Origin of the sequence: Brevibacillus sp. HB2.2, from assembly GCF_013284275.1 — a bacterium.
Taxonomy (GTDB): Bacteria; Bacillota; Bacilli; order Brevibacillales; family Brevibacillaceae; genus Brevibacillus; species Brevibacillus brevis_D.
In genome coordinates this window covers 159,797-176,812 of the sequence record NZ_JABSUV010000002.1, presented here as the reverse complement: position 1 = coordinate 176,812, position 17,016 = coordinate 159,797, and the positions used below count along the sequence as shown (strand labels likewise).

The following is a 17,016-nucleotide window of genomic DNA, read 5'->3' as shown; positions in this document are numbered from 1 at the left end:
TTTTTTCGAAGACCGATTATAGTGGACCCGAGATACCTTGCGAACGGATCATAACAAAGTGAGCTCCCAACAGACCAAGCAGTGCGCCTGGGAGGAAGAACACGTGAATCGCGAAGAAACGGGTAAGGGTTTGCGCCCCTAAAATGTCTCCGCCTGTGAGCAATGTTTTCACATATGGACCAATGAAAGGTACAGAGTCAGCGATCTGCACACCTACTTTGGTTGCAAAGTATGCGGTGTTATCCCAAGGCAAGAGGTAACCTGTGAAACCGAGACCCAGCATAACGAAGAAAATCAGTACACCGACTACCCAGTTCAATTCACGAGGCTTTTTGTATGCACCTGTAAAGAATACACGCAGAGTATGTAGGAACATCATCACGATTACCAAACTGGCACCCCAGTGATGCATACCGCGTACAATTACCCCGAACGCTACTTCGTTCTGGAGGTACTTAACGGATTCGTAAGCATTGATAACGTCTGGTACATAATACATCGTCAAGAACATACCAGACAAGATTTGAATAACGGTAATAAAGAACGTAAGTCCACCAAAGCAGTAAACAAAAGCTGAAAAATGATGTGCCGGGTTCACGTGCTCAGGTACTTCGTGGTCAGCTAGGTCACGCCACATCGGAGTGATGTTTAAGCGCTCGTCGACCCAATCATACATTTTTTGCATCATTTTAGCCGTTCACCCCCGGACGAGGATTTGCTTTTACTTTACCTAAATACAATTTTCCATCTTTGACTTCTGTCTCATACTCATCAAGAGAGGCCGTAGGTGGCGTTCCCAAAATGTGCTCGCCATTGATCGTATAACGACCCATGTGGCAAGGACAGAAGTACTCATTCGGTTGTCCTGCGCCAGTTCCCCAGCTAACCGTACACCCTAAGTGCTTACAGATCGGGGACAGAGCAAGAATCTCACCCTTGTCGTTCTTGGTAACCCATGCAGTAAGTGTTGATTCTGATTCATACCAACCGTCCTTGGTATGGACCTTGAATTCAACGCGTTTTGGCACGGCACTAAACTCATCCGGACTGCCGACAGCTACTTTATCTCCACCTGCATGTCCTTGCAGAAGGGGGTCTACCGCAAAACGAATCATTGGGGTGATCATTCCCGCAGCAAGGAATCCGCCAGTTCCCATCAGGGCGTAGTTCAAAAATGTACGCCTGGAAATTTCGCGTTTGTCTCCCATATCTTTTTCCCTCCTTATCCTGTAAAATAGCGCTACGATGGCATTTTTATACATATACACTAGGTCAATCCCAATCATAGCTAACGCCTATAAAGATGTCAAGAATGTCCAGTGGACATGTCTTTGCTCAAACGATGTGTGACAGGATATTGTTGCTAGATTGTCAAATTTAAGACCTTGCCCCACCCATTTTTCTGTAGTATTACCGGAAAACGCTTTCTCTATCGCGTCTCTTTTTTAGTCAAATCGATTAACTCTGTCCAGTTTGCCACAACTTGATGACCTCTTTATACAGCACATCCACGGTCACCTCGAAACGCAAAGAAGATTCCAAGTCTTCATCTCCTACCAATAACGTCAACACACCTTCTTCTGCCCTCTCCTTTACTTGAATCTTTTCTCCGCGGAAATAAAGCAGTACTTTATAAGGAAATTCCGCCGGTGTTCTCTGTTCCACCTGTTCTTCTCCTATGTGATAGCTTAACGGAAATAGTAGCACACGTCCCTTCAGCCGTTGCTCAATCCCGGCAGCTACATTTAATAAGTAGTTCATGCGTACTACATGCTCTTCTACTTTTCTGTCCGAACTGTACAAATAAAGAGGGAGCAGCGCGGTATCCACAAAGGATCGCAACTCCTCCCAGTTTTCAAAATCGTTCAAGTTCCACTGCATAGAGCCGTCTCCTCATTTCCTTGTTCATTTCTGGAAACAAGCGTACCATGAATGGTTGGAGACTAGCAATAACGCATACGATTATGTATTTAGGCTTGCTCGTAAGTCATGATTTCTTTCAATTCGTCTGTTAAGCGCAAAAACAGCTCTTTGTTTTTCGATGCAAGTGCCTCATCAATCTCCTGGACTAGTGTGCGCTTGCGATATTGACGCATCTGCTCGTCGATCACCATTTCAGATAGCAAACCGGAAACCATTTGATTGTTCGTTCCGTACGCGTTGGAATAGAAATTCGGCCACTCCATACCCATCCCTCACTTCAATAAAATAGTCGTTTCGGTAAAACCATTGTATTTTCGAAGCCAAGTCTGGCTCGCATACGTTGCGGTGTATAACCACTGCTCCTGTTCGTTTTGTCCGACGCGCAACAATCCAAGATGCACCATCATTTTGCATACCCGATTCACCAAGATATCCGTAGGTGAATCGTAGTAAAACTCTTTCATCCAATGGAGCAGCGTGTCCATCAGAGATTGCTGACTTACCCATCCAGCCGACGCGATCAACGGAATAAGCTGAACCAGCATTGGCAAATTGGGGACAGCCCGCTTGTAAAGCCTCATCCAGAAGCGAATGACATCATGGTACAATTGATCGCTATACGGTTGCTCCAGTCGCTCCCTCCCTGCTTCCGTAACTGCTACCTTGCCGTCCACTTCGACGATCCAACGGTGATAGTAGCAGAAATCGTAGAGCAAGGAAAAGCGGTCAGGGTATAAATCAAAATGCAGCCCGTACCCAAAACGCCATTTTTGTGGCAATAGCGGCTCTTCTTTTACGTACAAAAATTGAAAAAGCTGCTGCTGATGACGCTTGTACATGCCACCTTCTGCGGTAAGCGGTACTGGCTCCTGCTGGAGAAATTGTAAAAATTGCATGATATCATCGCATAGTGCTGTTCCTTCATCCCTGTATGCTTGTGGACCCGAATGAAGCAGTGCGTTTGACTCACGCCACTTTGTCAACCAAGCTTGCAAGTAAGGCTCACGGATATCCAGCGGAATTTGGTATTGCCCTACTGTCTTACTTTTCGCCGGAAAAATCCATCCTCGCTTCATTGCAGCCGCAACAAACTTTCGTCCTTCCTCCTGCTTTTTTTCCTTTTCACACTCCAGTGCCACTCCAGCCTTCGCCAACAAATCCTCAAGCGACATGACCGTACGCTTGTCCAGGAACAATTGGAGCAAAAAATGGGTTTCTGCACTGCTCAGCTGCTCAACTTCTTGAGAGATTGTCAGCCTGTGCCTCAAGCTAGACAACAGTGACGTAATCAATTCGTTTTTGGAATGAGGGTTGCATTCGCATCCGTAATGGTTGGCAATCTGATGGAGCTGCCGGATATCGGTGTAAACCAAGATCTCAGCCAAGTTCATCTGTGCATCCCTTCTTTACGATGGCTTACTTGTCTCTCATTCTTGCCAAAATGCGGAAAAATAAACAGGAAGCCACCGAAGTGACTTCCTGTTTGTCGATTTTTTATTGTTCCTCGTCGGATTCATTGTCCCACAGGTCGTGAAGTTGTTGGTATTCCTTCGCTTCCTCATAGCGTCCGGCTTGACTCAAAAGGGCAATCAGCCTGCGGATTTGGTCCAAATCGAAACCTGACAACGATACGTATTGCTTCAACGCCTCAATCGCTGCTTCTGTTTTCCCCATCGAAAGATTCAAATCTGCAGCTAATGGATATGCTGCCACATACTCCTCGTCAACGGCTTGCAAACTATTGACCAATTCTGCTGCTTCATCCAGTCGTCCTACGTGGAATGCCATCAGTGCACAGCCGTAGAGTACTTCTGGCGAACGATCCATGACCAGCGCCTGACGGAATACTTGGTAAGCCTGTTCGAATTGACCGCTTTGTGCGTACGAACGCCCCTTCGTCAAAAGCATAGACAGACTTTCATCCCCGGCTTGTTCCAGGAGCTTCATTGCTTTCTCGTCTTCTCCAATACGGAAATACAAGTTACCCAGTGCTGCCATAATATCTTGGTTGTCTGGCTCCTTCAGTCTCGCTTGCTCCAAGTACTTGACCGCTACTTCATCTAAGTCTTGGAGTGAATACAGATCCGCTAACAACAAGTCAAGCTGGATGCTTTCGAAGCCAGATTCTTTGCATTCATAAAGAAGATGTTGCGCCGTCTCAAAATCACTGGAATCCAATGCAATCTCCGCTAGCAGCAGCTGACATTCTCTACGTAAAGAGGAATCCATTTGCGGATTTTTGGCCATGACATCTGTCAGCAATTGACTCGCCTCTTCCAAATGTCCAAGTCGATACCAGACCTCTGCCAAATACATCATGACATCCGGCAAATCTTTTCCATGCTCCTGAACCTTTTGCAGAGCGGTCAAGCCCAACTCTACTTCATCGTTTTCAATCCGCTTGATCGCTTCGTCTATGACATACAGCCACTTTTTCGGCATTTCTTTCACCTCATATGTATTTTACGTGGCCTTGTTGCTCTACGCGTTTGCTGAACAACCACTCTAATAAAATAGCCACAAAAGACCGTCCGAAGACGGTCTTTTCTTTTACTCTTGATCATATAACATTATGCTCGTGTTAGCCAGCTCATTGTAAGAACAGTAATAAGGATTCCAAAAATACTAAGTACAATGCTGTAATTCGGTTTGGCTAAATCAGGAGAAGTCGGCTTCCCATCGAGTGGTACGATCGAAGCAGTAGCATGTTCCAGTGAATCTCCTTGCGCCGTATACGGCTGGGCTTCTACCACATACGTACCGTCATCTGTTTGCATAGAAGAAGAAATGACTTGAGCCTTTGGCGTGTTAATTTCCATAACTTCTCCATTAATCACGAGCGAATTCGCTTGCTCCGTGGTACTTGAATTCACATATAAAGTGAAAGAAAAGACCATTAGCAACAAGACAGCTACACTCGCAGCCATGCGTCGCATTCTCGCTGTCACGCTGAAAATTTTCCTGCCAATCGGGATCGCCCATCGCTCTTCCGATAAAATACGGGCCATCACAGCGTCTACAATGGAACGGGATGGGGTTACAGAATGGTATTCTTCTTTATCCATTTCCATCCACTCATCACTGTCCGACCAAAGCTCATAGTCGGAACGACAGGCATAGCATGAAGCCATATGGTGATCAACCCGGCGTTGGGTCACCTCAGGCAACAGATTTTCGGCGTATTCAGGCAGAATTTCCTGAACTTCTTCACATCTCATCATCGATTCATCCCTTCAGCTTCATCCAAATGAGGGTCCAGGATGTAGTTTTCCAACTGTCCACGAATACTTTGCCGCGCTCGAAACAGTAGAGACTTCACAGAGCTCACTGTTAAATCCAGAATCGTTGCGATTTCTGTGTAATCCATTTGTTCGTACTCGCGTAATATCAGTGCTGAGCGTTGCTTCTCTGGCAAGCTGTTGATCGCCAGTCTTACCATGCTCTCCCGTTCATTCCGGAGCAAAACTTGCTCAGGCAGTGTCTTGGGAGATGCCATAGGCACTTGCAACGTATCATCCAGATACACGTCAGAATTGCGGCTTTTGCGCAATTCACTTAGTACGGAGTTGCGTGCAATCGTATAGAGCCAGGTGGAGAATGTAGCTTCTACATCTCGGAAAGAATGAATGCTCTTATACGCCTTGTAAAACGTCTCCTGACATATATCCTCCGCTATATGCTCTAAATGTGCCTGACGCAAAAGATGAGTAACAAATGAGAGGATCTTTTTTTCATATCGACGAATCAGTTCAGCATAGCATTCCAGATTACCTTCTTTAATCTCTCGGATAAGCTGGGAATCGGTCATGATCAGAGATTACCTCCTTGCGATTCCGATCCCTCAGCGGCCTTTTGCATAATTAGACTGCTGGGGATGTAAAAAGTTGCGCGACCTTACGATTCTTTTTCACGTCTGTCTACTGGAAACCATTCACGAAAAAACCCCCAAACCGGGGTTATATGACATAAGAGTAGGGCTTCGTGTCGAATAAGCACTTACCCATACCAATCAAAGGGATAAATCGCATATTTCGATATATCCATTTACCGTTCGACATAACAGATGTTGGAAGATGCATTTCACTAAAATTGAGAATAGTGGAAAGATCATTCTTTGTCAACCAGTTTTCCTTTTTCAGGAAAACGATATCAGCGTCTGCGCCAGTTGTCAAGCTTCCTTTTCGCGGATAAAGACCAATTGCTTTTGCAACATTTGTCGAAGCGAGCCTGACTAGCAAGCAAAGCAATTCTTCTTGCGTACACCAGTTCTTCCGTGTATCAATCCGTACATCGTGTATCGGAGAGGCTACTTGGCAACTCCCAAACCATTGACGATGTAAGTGACGTAGACCTTGGTCCGTCACTTCAGCCGGCAAACGAAAAATATGCAGGTACGGGTCATTTTCTTCAAAATGAAAGGCCGCTTGAGAATCTGTCATGACAGTACGCAACCGCCAATAACGAGTAGCCTCCATCCAAATCTGTCGAATAAGTTCCCGTTGTTCTTTTTTCAGAAACGGGTCATTTTGTACCTGCATATGCAGGATCGTTTGTTTAGACGTTTGAAGTTGCAAAAGCGTTTCCCATTTTATTGTGGAAATTTCTTCTGGATTTCGAATCGTGACATGAAACGAAGAATAGCCGTGGTTCATCCACTCGGCTAAGCGGTCACCGTAAAGATCGGCGACATCGATTTCCACATGCCAAACATAATCCAGCAAACTGTTGAAATGCTGGGTTTGTTGATAGTGAATCTGCGGTCTGCTCATCCAACGCTCTGGCCTGAAGACGTCCATCAGGCTTGTACATCCCATGCTGATGAGATTTCGCATGGCTTCTATATAGACATCAACATCTTTGATTTTATACAACGAATGTGTCAGGAGTGCGACAAAACCGGGCAAAAGATACATACCAGTAGCATCTATTTCTTCATATAAATCGTTGAAGGGGTTTTTCGTCAAGGTATCTTTAGCCATTCGTACAATTTTCCCATCACGGATCCAAATATCTGCTTCTTTCATTCCTCGTGCTGTGACAACCGTTCCCCCGCGTATGACCATCCCTTGCTCCAGCATAGCCCGTCCCCCTCCCACCTATCTTGCACACGCTACCCTTGTACGAGCATATGCACAAAAAAGGGGAAAAAGTACTCATTCGAGCCAATCCGCTTTTTAAACAAAAAAAGACCGTCGTTGATGTAAGCGCATTCAAACGACGGTAGCACACACGTGCTTTCTTATATTGGATAGGAGTGGAGAGAAACCATACTGTAGTTTTATAATAAACGGAATGTAAGCGCTTGTCAAATCATTTTTGCTAAAATTCGGAACGCTTTGTCTTTGCACAAAAAAAGAAGCCTGTTACCCTTTAAAGGAACAGACTTCTCTTTCATTATTGGCTGATTTTCACAAGCAAGTCATGAAATCCAGGGAACGATACATCAATCGCCTCATCGTTTTCGATTTTCGTCTCACCCTCGGCAATGAGACCTGCGATTGCCATCGCCATGCCAATTCGGTGATCCCCCATGCTATCGATGACAGCCGCAGTCAATCCTGTCTTTCCTTCGATGATCATTCCGTCATCGGTAGGTGTCACCTTAGCGCCGAATTTGGACAGTTGACCAACCACCGTGGCAATACGGTCTGTCTCCTTTACTTTCAGCTCTTCGGCATCACGGATCACGGTCTGTCCTTTCGCTTGCGTTGCCATGACCGCAATTACCGGAATTTCATCAATCAGACGTGGAATAATATCTCCGGCAATTTCAATCCCGTGCAGCTCCGAATGCGTCACAAGGAGGTCTGCAACCGGCTCTTCATTTACGATGCGCTCATTCAAAAGCTCCAGACTTCCCCCCATCGCCTTGACAACATCAATGATGCCCGTGCGACTTGGGTTGATTCCGACATTTTCAATGAGAAGCGAGCTGCCAGGTACAACCATAACTGCTGCAATCAAAAAGGCTGCGGAAGAAATGTCACCCGGAACAGAAATGGCACGGCCTTTTAGTTTTTGTCCGCCCTCTACGGAAACAGTCAAGCCATCACGCACGACTTGTACACCAAACGCTTGCAGCATACGCTCCGTATGATCGCGGGACAAATGCGGCTCTGTTACACTCGTCACGCCTTTTGCCTGCAACCCTGCCAGCATAATAGCTGACTTCACTTGTGCACTTGCCACTGGGGATTGATACGCGATCCCTTGAAGCTCCCCACCTCGAATGGATAACGGTGTGTATTCACCGTCTTTTCTTCCATCGATTTTGGCGCCCATTTGACGGAGCGGTCCGATTACACGGCGCATTGGTCTTTTGGCAATAGACTCATCGCCTTCCATCACCACATGGAAAGGCTGTGTCGCCATGATCCCTGCCATTAAGCGAATGGTCGTACCGGAGTTCCCTACATCCAAATGTTGAGATGGCTCCTGCAAGCCGTACCAGCCTTTTCCTTGTACGGTTACGGCATCTCCTTGTTGTTCAATCTCGATCCCCATCCGACGAAAGCAGCTAATCGTGCTCAAGCAATCGGCACCCGGCAAAAAGCCTTCAATGGTTGTCGTTCCTTCTGCTAGAGCTCCAAACATAACTGCACGATGGGAAATGGACTTATCTCCTGGCACGCGAACGGTACCTTTGATTTGTTTGGCTTGTTGTACGCGAAGCATTACTTCCACTCCTTTTCTCTCTCACGCTCTCCAGATCACCAGTCGCACTGTGAAGCGTCTTCGTTGTAAAGTGTGTTTGCATAAAAAAACTTATGTGCGCTTGTATACATTGTAATCGAAAAAGCGAAGAACTTCCTCTCCCTTTTCTAACTCTTGTTGCGAATGGAACGTAATGCGTAGCACCCCAAAAATGTCTTCTCGTGTCTCTCTGATTTGAAGATTCGTGATGTTGATATTTCTTGCTCCCAATAACGTCGTAATTCGTCCGATTTCGCCAGGGTGGTCCGGGATATCGATATACAAATCGTTCAAAGGAGGTAATGCACCCGTTTTGCGCTCAGGCAAGCTGTCGCGGAATTCTCGTGCCGTTTTGAAGAAGTGCTCGATTCCTTCTGGATCTCCCTGTTCTACGAGGTGAACGACATCTTCCAATGCATTTGCCCAATCTTTTGCGATTTTGAGGATCGGGTCACGGTTTTGCAACAAAATATCACGCCACATCTGGGGGTTGCTCGAAGCAATGCGTGTAATGTCACGGAAGCCACCAGCAGCAAGCGTGGTATGCCAAGCATTTTCCTCGTCGTACCCTGCCACCAGATTGACCAGAGCAGAAGCGAGGATGTGCGGGAAATGACTAACCGCACCTACGACCTGATCATGTGAAGCCGCGTCCATTTGCACGACTTTTGCACGAGTGAGTGTAAGTAGTTCAGACAATTGCTTTACTTTTTCTACAGATGTTCCCGGCGCTGGTGTCAAAACATAGTAGGCGTTTTCCATCAGACGGTCAGAAGCAGCTTCCACGCCTGATTTGTGCGAGCCCGCCATCGGATGTCCACCAATAAACGTAACATGATCGGGAATGACATCCGCAGCTTGTCTGACAATGCCTGCTTTTGTACTTCCAACATCCGTAATGATCACACCCGGCTGCAGCTCCATTTCCACTAACGAGCGAATGGTTGCAACGATTTGCTCTACAGGTGATGCGAGGAAGATGACATTCGCTTCTCGAACTGCGGTCTGCAAATCAGTTGTACCAGCGTGAATGACACCTAGAGTCAGTGCTTTATCCAAACAATCCTGACGTAAATCATAGCCGACTACCCGAATATTTGGATCGCGTCGCATCGAAAGCGCAATGGAACCGCCAATTAGCCCGACGCCGATTACAGTAATAGTGGTTTTTTTCATCTCCACTCTCTATCCTTCCTTATATCTCTCTTAGACAAAGATGCCGAGGCATGCCCGGCATCTTCGTCCTTTTATTTCAATGCCCCAGTCACGATTTCTTTTAAGACGGAAAGAATCTTATCATTTTGCTCTTTGGTCCCGATGGTAATACGTTGAAAACCCGGGAAGCCTAGCGCATTACCAGAGCGAACGATGATGCCTTGCGAGAGCAGCTTTTTGAATACCTCATCGGAATCCATTTTCAAATCAACCAAGATAAAGTTGGTCTGAGATGGATAGTAGGAAAGCCCCCACTCGTCAAAGGAATCGGTAAACTGCTTCATGCCTTCACGGTTACGATCGCGGCATGATTTCACAAATTCCTGGTCTTTCAACGCCGCACGTGCTGCTACTTGGCCAAGTGTGCCTGTATTGAACGGCTCACGCACATGTTCCAGAGAGGAAATGAGCTCTTCTGACGCGATCCCGTAGCCGATACGAAGAGCAGCCAGACCGTAAATTTTGGAGAACGTACGCAAAATAATCAGGTTCGGATACTCAGCGAGCATCGGTACTGTTTGTGGATATTCTGGATCAACCACATACTCGTAGTAAGCCTCATCCAAAACGACGAGCACATCTTTTGGAGTCTTTTTCATAAAAGCTTCCAACTCGGATGTTGTTACAATCGTGCCTGACGGATTGTTCGGGTTACATACCCATACGACCTTCGTTTGTTCGTTGATGGCAGCCGCCATCGCTTCGAGATCGTGAACGCCATCTTTCAACGGCACCTCAATCAAGTCTGCACCTTCAATAATCCCATTTGAGCGATATTGCGAGAACGTTTGCGTCGCCATGACTGCATTTGTTCCTTCGCTCAAAAAAGCACGAGAGATCATCAACAGAATTTCATCAGACCCGTTGCCGAAAAACAATTGGCTTGGTTTGACCCCGAGGAAGTCAGCAAGATCCCAGCGTAGATTAAGGCTTGCACCGTCAGGATAAAGGGCCAAATTGTCCAACTGTTCCGAAATAGCAGCTTTCGCCTTTGGTGAGGAACCAAAAGGATTTTCGTTGGACGCCAGTTTGATGACTTCGGTTAAACCAAATTCACGTTTCACGTCATCAATGGGCTTGCCAGGTTGATATACCGGGGCATTGAGTATGCGTTGTTTCGGTTGCATCCACGTTCACTCCAGTCACATTTTTCCCACTATTGTAGCGCACTGGCTAACTGATGTACAAAGGTTTTTATTTTTTCTACAGCTACTGGCATTTGTTTGATGTCTTTCAACTGCTCAGCATGCTCCTCGATTTGCTGTACAATGGCGCTTCCCACAATGACACCATCCGCATGGGGTGCTACTGCGCGTACTTGATCCGGCGTGGATATTCCGAAGCCTACCGCAGTAGGAACCGATGTGCTTGCCTTTACTCGTTCCAGAAAATCTGCCAAATCCTCTCGCAGGTCCGTGCGGGCACCCGTCACACCGAGCGACGATACACAATAAAGAAATCCGGTTGCTTGCGCGCCAATCGTATTGATTCTGGAACTGGAAGTTGGTGCCACGAGTGAAATGACATGAATGCCATTCTGTTTTGCTGCGGTTACTGCAGGACCGCTTTCCTCAATCGGCAAATCAGGAATGACAACACCGTCCGCCCCATAAGCAGCAAGATCGGCAAAAAAGCGCTCAATGCCATACTGCAAAACCGGATTGAAGTACGTGAACAGGACGATGCAAGCCTCCATACCTGATTCGCGTAGCCTTTTCACCAATTGCAAAGCATCCCCGATCGTCACGCCATTTTTCAGCGCGCGCTCTGATGCCCGTTGAATCGTTGGGCCGTCTGCCAATGGATCGGAGTAAGGGACGCCGAGCTCAATGAGATCTGCTCCTGCTTCGACCATCGCTTTTACGAGATGAAAGGTTGCTTCTATTGTAGGATCGCCTACGGTTAGAAATGGGATGAATCGTTTGCGATCACGATCCGCGAATAATTGATCGATTCTGTTAAGAGCTGTCTTCATGATTACTCTCCCCCTTCTGCTGTCAGCGCTTCTTGAATAGTCAGTACGTCCTTGTCGCCTCGACCGGATAAACAGATGACTACTAGTTTGTCTGAAGACATCTCTTTCGCACGTTTTATCGCTTCAGCTATGGCATGTGCGCTCTCCAACGCTGGAATGATGCCTTCCGTTTGGCAAAGCACTTGAACTGCCTCGAGTGCTTCTGCATCTGTTACCGAAGTATAGGTCACTCTTCCACTGTCTTTGAGATAGGCGTGCTCAGGTCCTACTCCTGGATAATCCAAGCCAGCCGAAATCGAATGCGCTTCTTGCACCTGACCGCTTTCATCTTGCAACAAGTAGGTTAAGGAACCGTGGATGACTCCCGGGCGCCCGAGTGTTAGTGTTGCCGCATGTTTTTCCGTATCCATTCCTTTTCCTGCGGCTTCTACCCCTCTGAGCGAGACAGACTCATCCTGGATGAACGGATAAAACATACCAATCGCATTACTGCCTCCACCAACACAAGCAACGACTTCATCCGGAAGCCTTCTGAGCATTTGCAGGACTTGACTGCGCGTCTCTTCTCCGATAATTTTTTGGAATTCGCGAACCATGTATGGGTATGGATGCGGGCCAACAACAGATCCGATGACATAAAACGTTTCTTCTACGTGAGAAACCCAATGACGAATCGCTTCGTTTGTCGCATCCTTAAGTGTACGAGAGCCGGATACCGCAGGGATGACTTCTGCTCCAAGCAGCTTCATGCGAAAAACATTCAACGACTGACGACGGATATCTTCTTCCCCCATGAATACCTTGCACGAGAGGCCAAGCTTTGCCGCAACGGTTGCACTTGCCACTCCGTGCTGACCAGCACCCGTTTCGGCAATAATTGATTTTTTGCCCATCCGTTTGGCAAGCAATGCTTGGCCCAAAGCATTGTTCAATTTATGTGCGCCCGTATGGTTGAGATCTTCTCTTTTCAAATAGATCTGGGCTCCGCCGACCGCTTTCGTCAAACGCTCTGCATAGGTGAGCGGGGTTGGGCGTCCAGCATACTCGCTGAGCAGTCCATTCAATTCCTGAACAAATGCCGAGTCACGACGCGCTTCTTCAAAAGCGATCTCGAGCTCTGTCACCGCATTCATCAAGGTTTCCGGAATAAACTTGCCTCCGAAGGCACCAAATCGTCCGTTTTCGTCAGGCACGACTCGCGTAGTTGTTTGAATGTTGTTCATGCGCCTTCACCCTCTCTACCAATGTTTTTATTTTTTGAGCGTCTTTTACGCCATCCGTCTCTACTCCACTAGACACATCGACTATCCCTGCTTGATACTGTCCCATTAATTCTCCGACATTCTCCGCATGAATCCCTCCAGCTATGATGCAGTCTGCTGCCTCACATGCTGCTTGCAATGCAGGAATTTGTTCCCACGAAAACTTTTTGCCTGTACCACCTGCTTGACCAGGGTCATACGTATCAAATAAAAAGGCACTGACAATACCCTGATAGGATTGAATTGCTAAAGCAGCATCCGCTTCTCCGCCCACAGCCAACGCCTTCCACACCGGAAGAGCGAACCGCTCCCGAACTTGCTGGCAAAATTGTGGCGTCTCCTGTCCATGCAACTGGATCACGGATAACGGTGCCTCGCTTAGTACTTCCTCCAGCTCTTCCATCGTCGGATTAACGAACACGCCAACAGCAGGAGGGTGACCCGGAACGGCTGCAAGCAATTGTCCAGCAGTCTGGGCATCAACTTGTCGCTTACTTGGGGCAAAAACAAGGCCTACGTAATCGACTTCCAGCTCTTTTAACAGTGCAAGTGTTTCCGTCCGCTTGATCCCACATATTTTCAAGCGAGTCATACACTCACCCCCGGTGCCGCTTCTCCCACGAGATCAATAACTGCGCGCTCGACGTCTGTTTGGCGCATGAAATGCTCTCCAACCAGCACAGCCCGGGCACCTGCACTTTGTACATTCACAATATCCGCCGGTGTCGAAATCCCACTTTCGCTCACGATCGTCAGTGACGCAGGCAGTTCTGCAATCAACTCATGCGTAACGGTTATATCCGTTTGAAACGTATTCAAGTTTCGATTGTTGATCCCAAGCAATTTCGGTTCCATTGCTTGAAAAACAAGCTCGCATTCACGTTTGTCATGGACCTCAACCAGTACATCCATGCCCAGCTCCTCGGCAGTTTGGTTCAGGTGGCGAAGCGTTTCCCGATCGAGAATCGCAGCAATGAGCAACACACAATCAGCACCTGCTGCTCTTGCTTCCACGACTTGAATTTCATCCAGAAGAAAATCTTTTCTGAGTAACGGGCGATCAACTGCCTCGTGAATTTGCCGTAGATAGCTTAAACTCCCTTGAAAAAAGGACTCGTCTGTCAAAACAGACAAACACTCTGCTTGAGCGGCCTGATAAGCCTTCGCGATGGTCACTGCCTGGAAATCAGGACGGATTAACCCTTTGGACGGGGATGCTTTTTTCACTTCGGCAATCACGCTTACAGGCCGTACACTTGTCTCCAATGCTTGACGAAATCCGCGTGGACGTTGGACTTCCTTCGTTGCATAAAGCAATGCTGAAACGGTTGTTTCTGTATAAAGACGTGCGATCTCCTCGCGTTTCTTTTCCACGATTTTACGAAGCATGAATCATACCTCCTGCGATGTGACGAACATGCTCCAGCTTCCGCATGACCAGTCCGCCGTCGATCAGTTCCGCTGCACGTATAACCCCAGTTTCAATTGAGCTAACCCGATCTGCGAGGTAGAGGATCGCTCCCGCATTCAGCAAAACGATGTCGCGTGCTGCCCCACGTGCTCCGGAAAACACGTCGTGAATGATCTTGGCATTCTCATTGGCATCACCGCCACGCAAAGCATCCTTCTCATGTCTGCGCAGACCGAACTGCTCTGGCTCGATTTCATATGTCAAAATACGCCCATCCCGCAACTCGGCAATATGACTCGTTCCGGTGACAGTCAATTCATCCAGTCCATCCGAGCCTGCTACAACGAGCGCTCTTTTCACATCGAGCTCGTGTAAGACTGCGGCTAAATTCGGAAGCAGCTTGGCATCATAGACGCCCATCAGCTGATGGCTGGCACCTGCTGGATTCGTCAATGGCCCAAGTAAATTAAACACCGTGCGAATCGCCAATTCTTTTCGCGGGCCAGCCGCATGCTTCATCGCTTGGTGGTACAGAGGAGCGAACAGGAAGCAGAGATTGGTAGCACGCAGGCAATCTGCGGCGTCCTTGGGAGATAAATTAACGGGGACTCCCAACGCTTCCAGCACATCAGCACTTCCACTTTTGCTGGAAACCGCACGATTTCCGTGCTTGGCGATGCGTACACCGTCAGCCGCTGCGACTACTGCACTCGCCGTCGAAATGTTAAAGGTATGACTTCCGTCTCCGCCTGTTCCGCAGGTGTCTACCAGACCTGGCAGCTCGATGGGAAAATTCATCACGCGCGCTCTCATGGCTTTGGCAAAACCGATAATCTCTTCCACCTGCTCGCCCTTCAAGCGGAGGCTCGCTAAAAATGCACCAATCTGAGCTGGAGTTGCCTTTCCGTCCATAATCTCGCCCATTGCCTCTTCTGCAACCGTCCGTGTTAAGTGCTTCCCAAGCAGAATTTGTTCCAGCGCGTATGTTAGCATGACAACTCCACCTTTCTGACAAATAGCTGTTCCGCTTTTTCCAACGCAGAGAGCATCGCTGCTGCTTTGTTCACCGTCTCTTGGTACTCACTCGCGGGGACCGAGTCCGCTACGATACCTGCACCTGCCTGCACATGTGCGTAACCATCCTGAAAGAACAACGTTCGAATCGTGATGCAGCTATCGAGTGAACCATCAAATGAAATGTAGCCGATTGCTCCCGCATACAGATGACGTGCGTCAGGCTCAAGCTCTGCAATAATTTCCATTGCCCGCAGCTTGGGAGAACCGGATACCGTACCAGCCGGAAAAGCACTCAGCAATGCATCGAAAGCGTGCAGTCCCTCACGAAGCTTGCCGGTCACATGCGAAACCATATGCATCACATGGGAGTAGTTTTCAATAACCAACGCTTCTTCCACTTTCACGCTTCCGTAAGTAGAGACCTTTCCTACATCGTTGCGCCCCAGATCCAGCAGCATGTAATGCTCGGCTCTCTCCTTTTTATCTGCCAAAAGATCAGCCGCCAACGCAGCATCTTCTTGTGGGGTTGCCCCTCTTTTCCGCGTTCCTGCAATCGGACGCATCTCTACTTTTTCATCTTCTACACGCACGAGTAGTTCTGGTGAAGTCCCGACGACTGTCTCGCCCTCGTATTCGAGATAGTACATGTATGGGGAAGGATTCAATGTACGCAGCAATCGATACACCGCAAAAGGATCGACATCCGTCTTTACGGAAAAACGTTGGGATAACACGACTTGAAAAATGTCGCCGGCTGCGATGTATTCTTTCGCCTGCACGACTAGCTGCTCGTATTGCTCCCGCGTCATATTTGGCTGTACTGTCAATGGCGCTGGCGTATCTGCTGCTACTTGAATGCGTTGATCCATTTCAAGCGGAGCCATAACCTTGGCAGCCAGCTCCTCGATTCGTTCGCAGACTTGCTTGTATTTTTCGCCAATTGTATCCGCTGTGTCTCCTGGCTCAACATGGAGATTCACAATCAATTGAATTTCCTGCTTCAAATGATCAAAGGCGATCATCTCATCGACAAACAGAAAGCGCATATCCGGCACTCGTACAGCTTCCTTGCGATGTGCTGGCAAATTTTCGAAGTAGCGCAGCGTATTGTAGCCAAAAAAGCCTACCGCACCACCACTGAGACGAGGCAGCCCGGGCAGCTTTGGGCTTTTGTAGCGATCGGTTTCTTCACGCAAAAAGGAAACGGGATTTCCTGTGTGGACATTCTTTTGGCCAGTGCGATAGGAAACCGTGATTTCTTCACCTTTTGCTTCTACGATTTGAAAAGGATTCATGCCAATGAACGAAAAACGCGCCCAGCGAGCACCACCCTCTACGCTCTCCAGCAAAAAGGAATCACTTTTGCGAATCTTCTGATACAAACGAATTGGAGTCTCTTGATCTGCCAACAGTTTCATGCTTACAGGGATAAGGGAATACGACGCCGAAAGGGTCTTGACCTCGGCAAGGGAAGGGAAATACATGGGCTCTCATCTCCTCAATTAGTGGGAGAGAAAAGG

Annotated in this window: 18 protein-coding genes; all 18 read right to left on the bottom strand. The window is 47.8% G+C overall.

The window, feature by feature from the left end:
* Positions 1 to 16: 16 nt before the first annotated feature.
* On the bottom strand, positions 17 to 688 hold the full coding sequence (qcrB, locus tag HP401_RS02175) for a menaquinol-cytochrome c reductase cytochrome b subunit (RefSeq protein ID WP_012686173.1): 672 nt from the start codon (positions 686 to 688) through the stop codon (positions 17 to 19).
* A gap of 1 nt (position 689) precedes the next feature.
* Complete coding sequence (locus tag HP401_RS02170; RefSeq protein ID WP_064199985.1) at positions 690 to 1,208, bottom strand: Rieske (2Fe-2S) protein; 519 nt, start codon at positions 1,206 to 1,208, stop codon at positions 690 to 692.
* 250 nt (positions 1,209 to 1,458) lie between these two features.
* Entirely contained in the window at positions 1,459 to 1,881 is a 423-nt protein-coding gene (locus tag HP401_RS02165) for a DUF2487 family protein (protein ID WP_173603891.1), read from the bottom strand.
* Positions 1,882 to 1,970: 89 nt separating this feature from the next.
* Entirely contained in the window at positions 1,971 to 2,186 is a 216-nt protein-coding gene (locus HP401_RS02160; RefSeq protein WP_173603890.1) for an IDEAL domain-containing protein, read from the bottom strand.
* Between the two features lie 9 nt (positions 2,187 to 2,195).
* On the bottom strand, positions 2,196 to 3,314 hold the full coding sequence (locus HP401_RS02155) for a hypothetical protein (protein WP_173603889.1): 1,119 nt from the start codon (positions 3,312 to 3,314) through the stop codon (positions 2,196 to 2,198).
* Positions 3,315 to 3,417: 103 nt separating this feature from the next.
* Entirely contained in the window at positions 3,418 to 4,365 is a 948-nt protein-coding gene (locus HP401_RS02150) for a tetratricopeptide repeat protein (RefSeq protein ID WP_173603888.1), read from the bottom strand.
* 128 nt (positions 4,366 to 4,493) lie between these two features.
* Complete coding sequence (locus tag HP401_RS02145) at positions 4,494 to 5,144, bottom strand: zf-HC2 domain-containing protein (protein WP_012686167.1); 651 nt, start codon at positions 5,142 to 5,144, stop codon at positions 4,494 to 4,496.
* The gene (locus HP401_RS02140; protein ID WP_007716581.1) at positions 5,141 to 5,731 is read right to left on the bottom strand and encodes an RNA polymerase sigma factor; all 591 of its coding nucleotides are present in this window, start codon (positions 5,729 to 5,731) and stop codon (positions 5,141 to 5,143) included. Before HP401_RS02140 ends, HP401_RS02145 begins: the two co-directional genes overlap by 4 nt.
* Positions 5,732 to 5,879: 148 nt before the next feature.
* Positions 5,880 to 7,001, bottom strand: a complete 1,122-nt coding sequence (locus HP401_RS02135) for an amidohydrolase family protein (protein ID WP_173603887.1) — start codon at positions 6,999 to 7,001, stop codon at positions 5,880 to 5,882.
* Between the two features lie 316 nt (positions 7,002 to 7,317).
* The gene (aroA, locus tag HP401_RS02130; RefSeq protein WP_173603886.1) at positions 7,318 to 8,598 is read right to left on the bottom strand and encodes a 3-phosphoshikimate 1-carboxyvinyltransferase; all 1,281 of its coding nucleotides are present in this window, start codon (positions 8,596 to 8,598) and stop codon (positions 7,318 to 7,320) included.
* 90 nt (positions 8,599 to 8,688) lie between these two features.
* Positions 8,689 to 9,792 (bottom strand): prephenate dehydrogenase, encoded by a 1,104-nt coding sequence (locus tag HP401_RS02125; RefSeq protein WP_142496162.1) that lies wholly within the window; start codon positions 9,790 to 9,792, stop codon positions 8,689 to 8,691.
* A gap of 71 nt (positions 9,793 to 9,863) precedes the next feature.
* Complete coding sequence (gene hisC, locus HP401_RS02120) at positions 9,864 to 10,958, bottom strand: histidinol-phosphate transaminase (RefSeq protein ID WP_012686163.1); 1,095 nt, start codon at positions 10,956 to 10,958, stop codon at positions 9,864 to 9,866.
* A 29-nt stretch (positions 10,959 to 10,987) separates the two neighbouring features.
* Positions 10,988 to 11,806 carry a tryptophan synthase subunit alpha gene (gene trpA / locus HP401_RS02115; RefSeq protein ID WP_173603885.1) on the bottom strand — a complete coding sequence of 273 codons (819 nt, stop codon included), beginning with the start codon at positions 11,804 to 11,806 and terminating at the stop codon, positions 10,988 to 10,990.
* Between the two features lie 2 nt (positions 11,807 to 11,808).
* Entirely contained in the window at positions 11,809 to 13,029 is a 1,221-nt protein-coding gene (gene trpB, locus HP401_RS02110) for a tryptophan synthase subunit beta (protein WP_173603884.1), read from the bottom strand.
* Positions 12,992 to 13,660 carry a phosphoribosylanthranilate isomerase gene (locus HP401_RS02105; RefSeq protein ID WP_012686160.1) on the bottom strand — a complete coding sequence of 223 codons (669 nt, stop codon included), beginning with the start codon at positions 13,658 to 13,660 and terminating at the stop codon, positions 12,992 to 12,994. Before HP401_RS02105 ends, trpB begins: the two co-directional genes overlap by 38 nt.
* Positions 13,657 to 14,457 (bottom strand): indole-3-glycerol phosphate synthase TrpC, encoded by an 801-nt coding sequence (gene trpC, locus HP401_RS02100; RefSeq protein ID WP_173603883.1) that lies wholly within the window; start codon positions 14,455 to 14,457, stop codon positions 13,657 to 13,659. The genes HP401_RS02105 and trpC overlap by 4 nt, the downstream gene beginning before the upstream one ends.
* Complete coding sequence (trpD, locus tag HP401_RS02095; RefSeq protein ID WP_173603882.1) at positions 14,447 to 15,472, bottom strand: anthranilate phosphoribosyltransferase; 1,026 nt, start codon at positions 15,470 to 15,472, stop codon at positions 14,447 to 14,449. Before trpD ends, trpC begins: the two co-directional genes overlap by 11 nt.
* Positions 15,466 to 16,980: an anthranilate synthase component I gene (trpE, locus tag HP401_RS02090; RefSeq protein ID WP_173603881.1), complete on the bottom strand. Its 1,515-nt coding sequence runs from the start codon at positions 16,978 to 16,980 to the stop codon at positions 15,466 to 15,468. Before trpE ends, trpD begins: the two co-directional genes overlap by 7 nt.
* Positions 16,981 to 17,016: the final 36 nt, after the last annotated feature.

Bases quoted from the DNA above. Each gene is read 5' to 3' on its own strand.
- trpE (WP_173603881.1), bottom strand. From the start codon at position 16,980: ATGTATTTCCCTTCCCTTGCCGAGGTCAAGACCCTTTCGGCGTCGTAT.
- trpB (WP_173603884.1), bottom strand. From the start codon at position 13,029: ATGAACAACATTCAAACAACTACGCGAGTCGTGCCTGACGAAAACGGA.
- trpD (WP_173603882.1), bottom strand. From the start codon at position 15,472: ATGCTAACATACGCGCTGGAACAAATTCTGCTTGGGAAGCACTTAACA.
- aroA (WP_173603886.1), bottom strand. From the start codon at position 8,598: ATGCTTCGCGTACAACAAGCCAAACAAATCAAAGGTACCGTTCGCGTG.
- HP401_RS02135 (WP_173603887.1), bottom strand. From the start codon at position 7,001: ATGCTGGAGCAAGGGATGGTCATACGCGGGGGAACGGTTGTCACAGCA.
- trpC (WP_173603883.1), bottom strand. From the start codon at position 14,457: ATGCTTCGTAAAATCGTGGAAAAGAAACGCGAGGAGATCGCACGTCTT.
- HP401_RS02170 (WP_064199985.1), bottom strand. From the start codon at position 1,208: ATGGGAGACAAACGCGAAATTTCCAGGCGTACATTTTTGAACTACGCC.
- HP401_RS02140 (WP_007716581.1), bottom strand. From the start codon at position 5,731: ATGACCGATTCCCAGCTTATCCGAGAGATTAAAGAAGGTAATCTGGAA.
- qcrB (WP_012686173.1), bottom strand. From the start codon at position 688: ATGATGCAAAAAATGTATGATTGGGTCGACGAGCGCTTAAACATCACT.
- HP401_RS02125 (WP_142496162.1), bottom strand. From the start codon at position 9,792: ATGAAAAAAACCACTATTACTGTAATCGGCGTCGGGCTAATTGGCGGT.
- HP401_RS02165 (WP_173603891.1), bottom strand. From the start codon at position 1,881: ATGCAGTGGAACTTGAACGATTTTGAAAACTGGGAGGAGTTGCGATCC.
- HP401_RS02145 (WP_012686167.1), bottom strand. From the start codon at position 5,144: ATGATGAGATGTGAAGAAGTTCAGGAAATTCTGCCTGAATACGCCGAA.
- trpA (WP_173603885.1), bottom strand. From the start codon at position 11,806: ATGAAGACAGCTCTTAACAGAATCGATCAATTATTCGCGGATCGTGAT.
- HP401_RS02105 (WP_012686160.1), bottom strand. From the start codon at position 13,660: ATGACTCGCTTGAAAATATGTGGGATCAAGCGGACGGAAACACTTGCA.
- HP401_RS02150 (WP_173603888.1), bottom strand. From the start codon at position 4,365: ATGCCGAAAAAGTGGCTGTATGTCATAGACGAAGCGATCAAGCGGATT.
- HP401_RS02160 (WP_173603890.1), bottom strand. From the start codon at position 2,186: ATGGAGTGGCCGAATTTCTATTCCAACGCGTACGGAACGAACAATCAA.
- hisC (WP_012686163.1), bottom strand. From the start codon at position 10,958: ATGCAACCGAAACAACGCATACTCAATGCCCCGGTATATCAACCTGGC.
- HP401_RS02155 (WP_173603889.1), bottom strand. From the start codon at position 3,314: ATGAACTTGGCTGAGATCTTGGTTTACACCGATATCCGGCAGCTCCAT.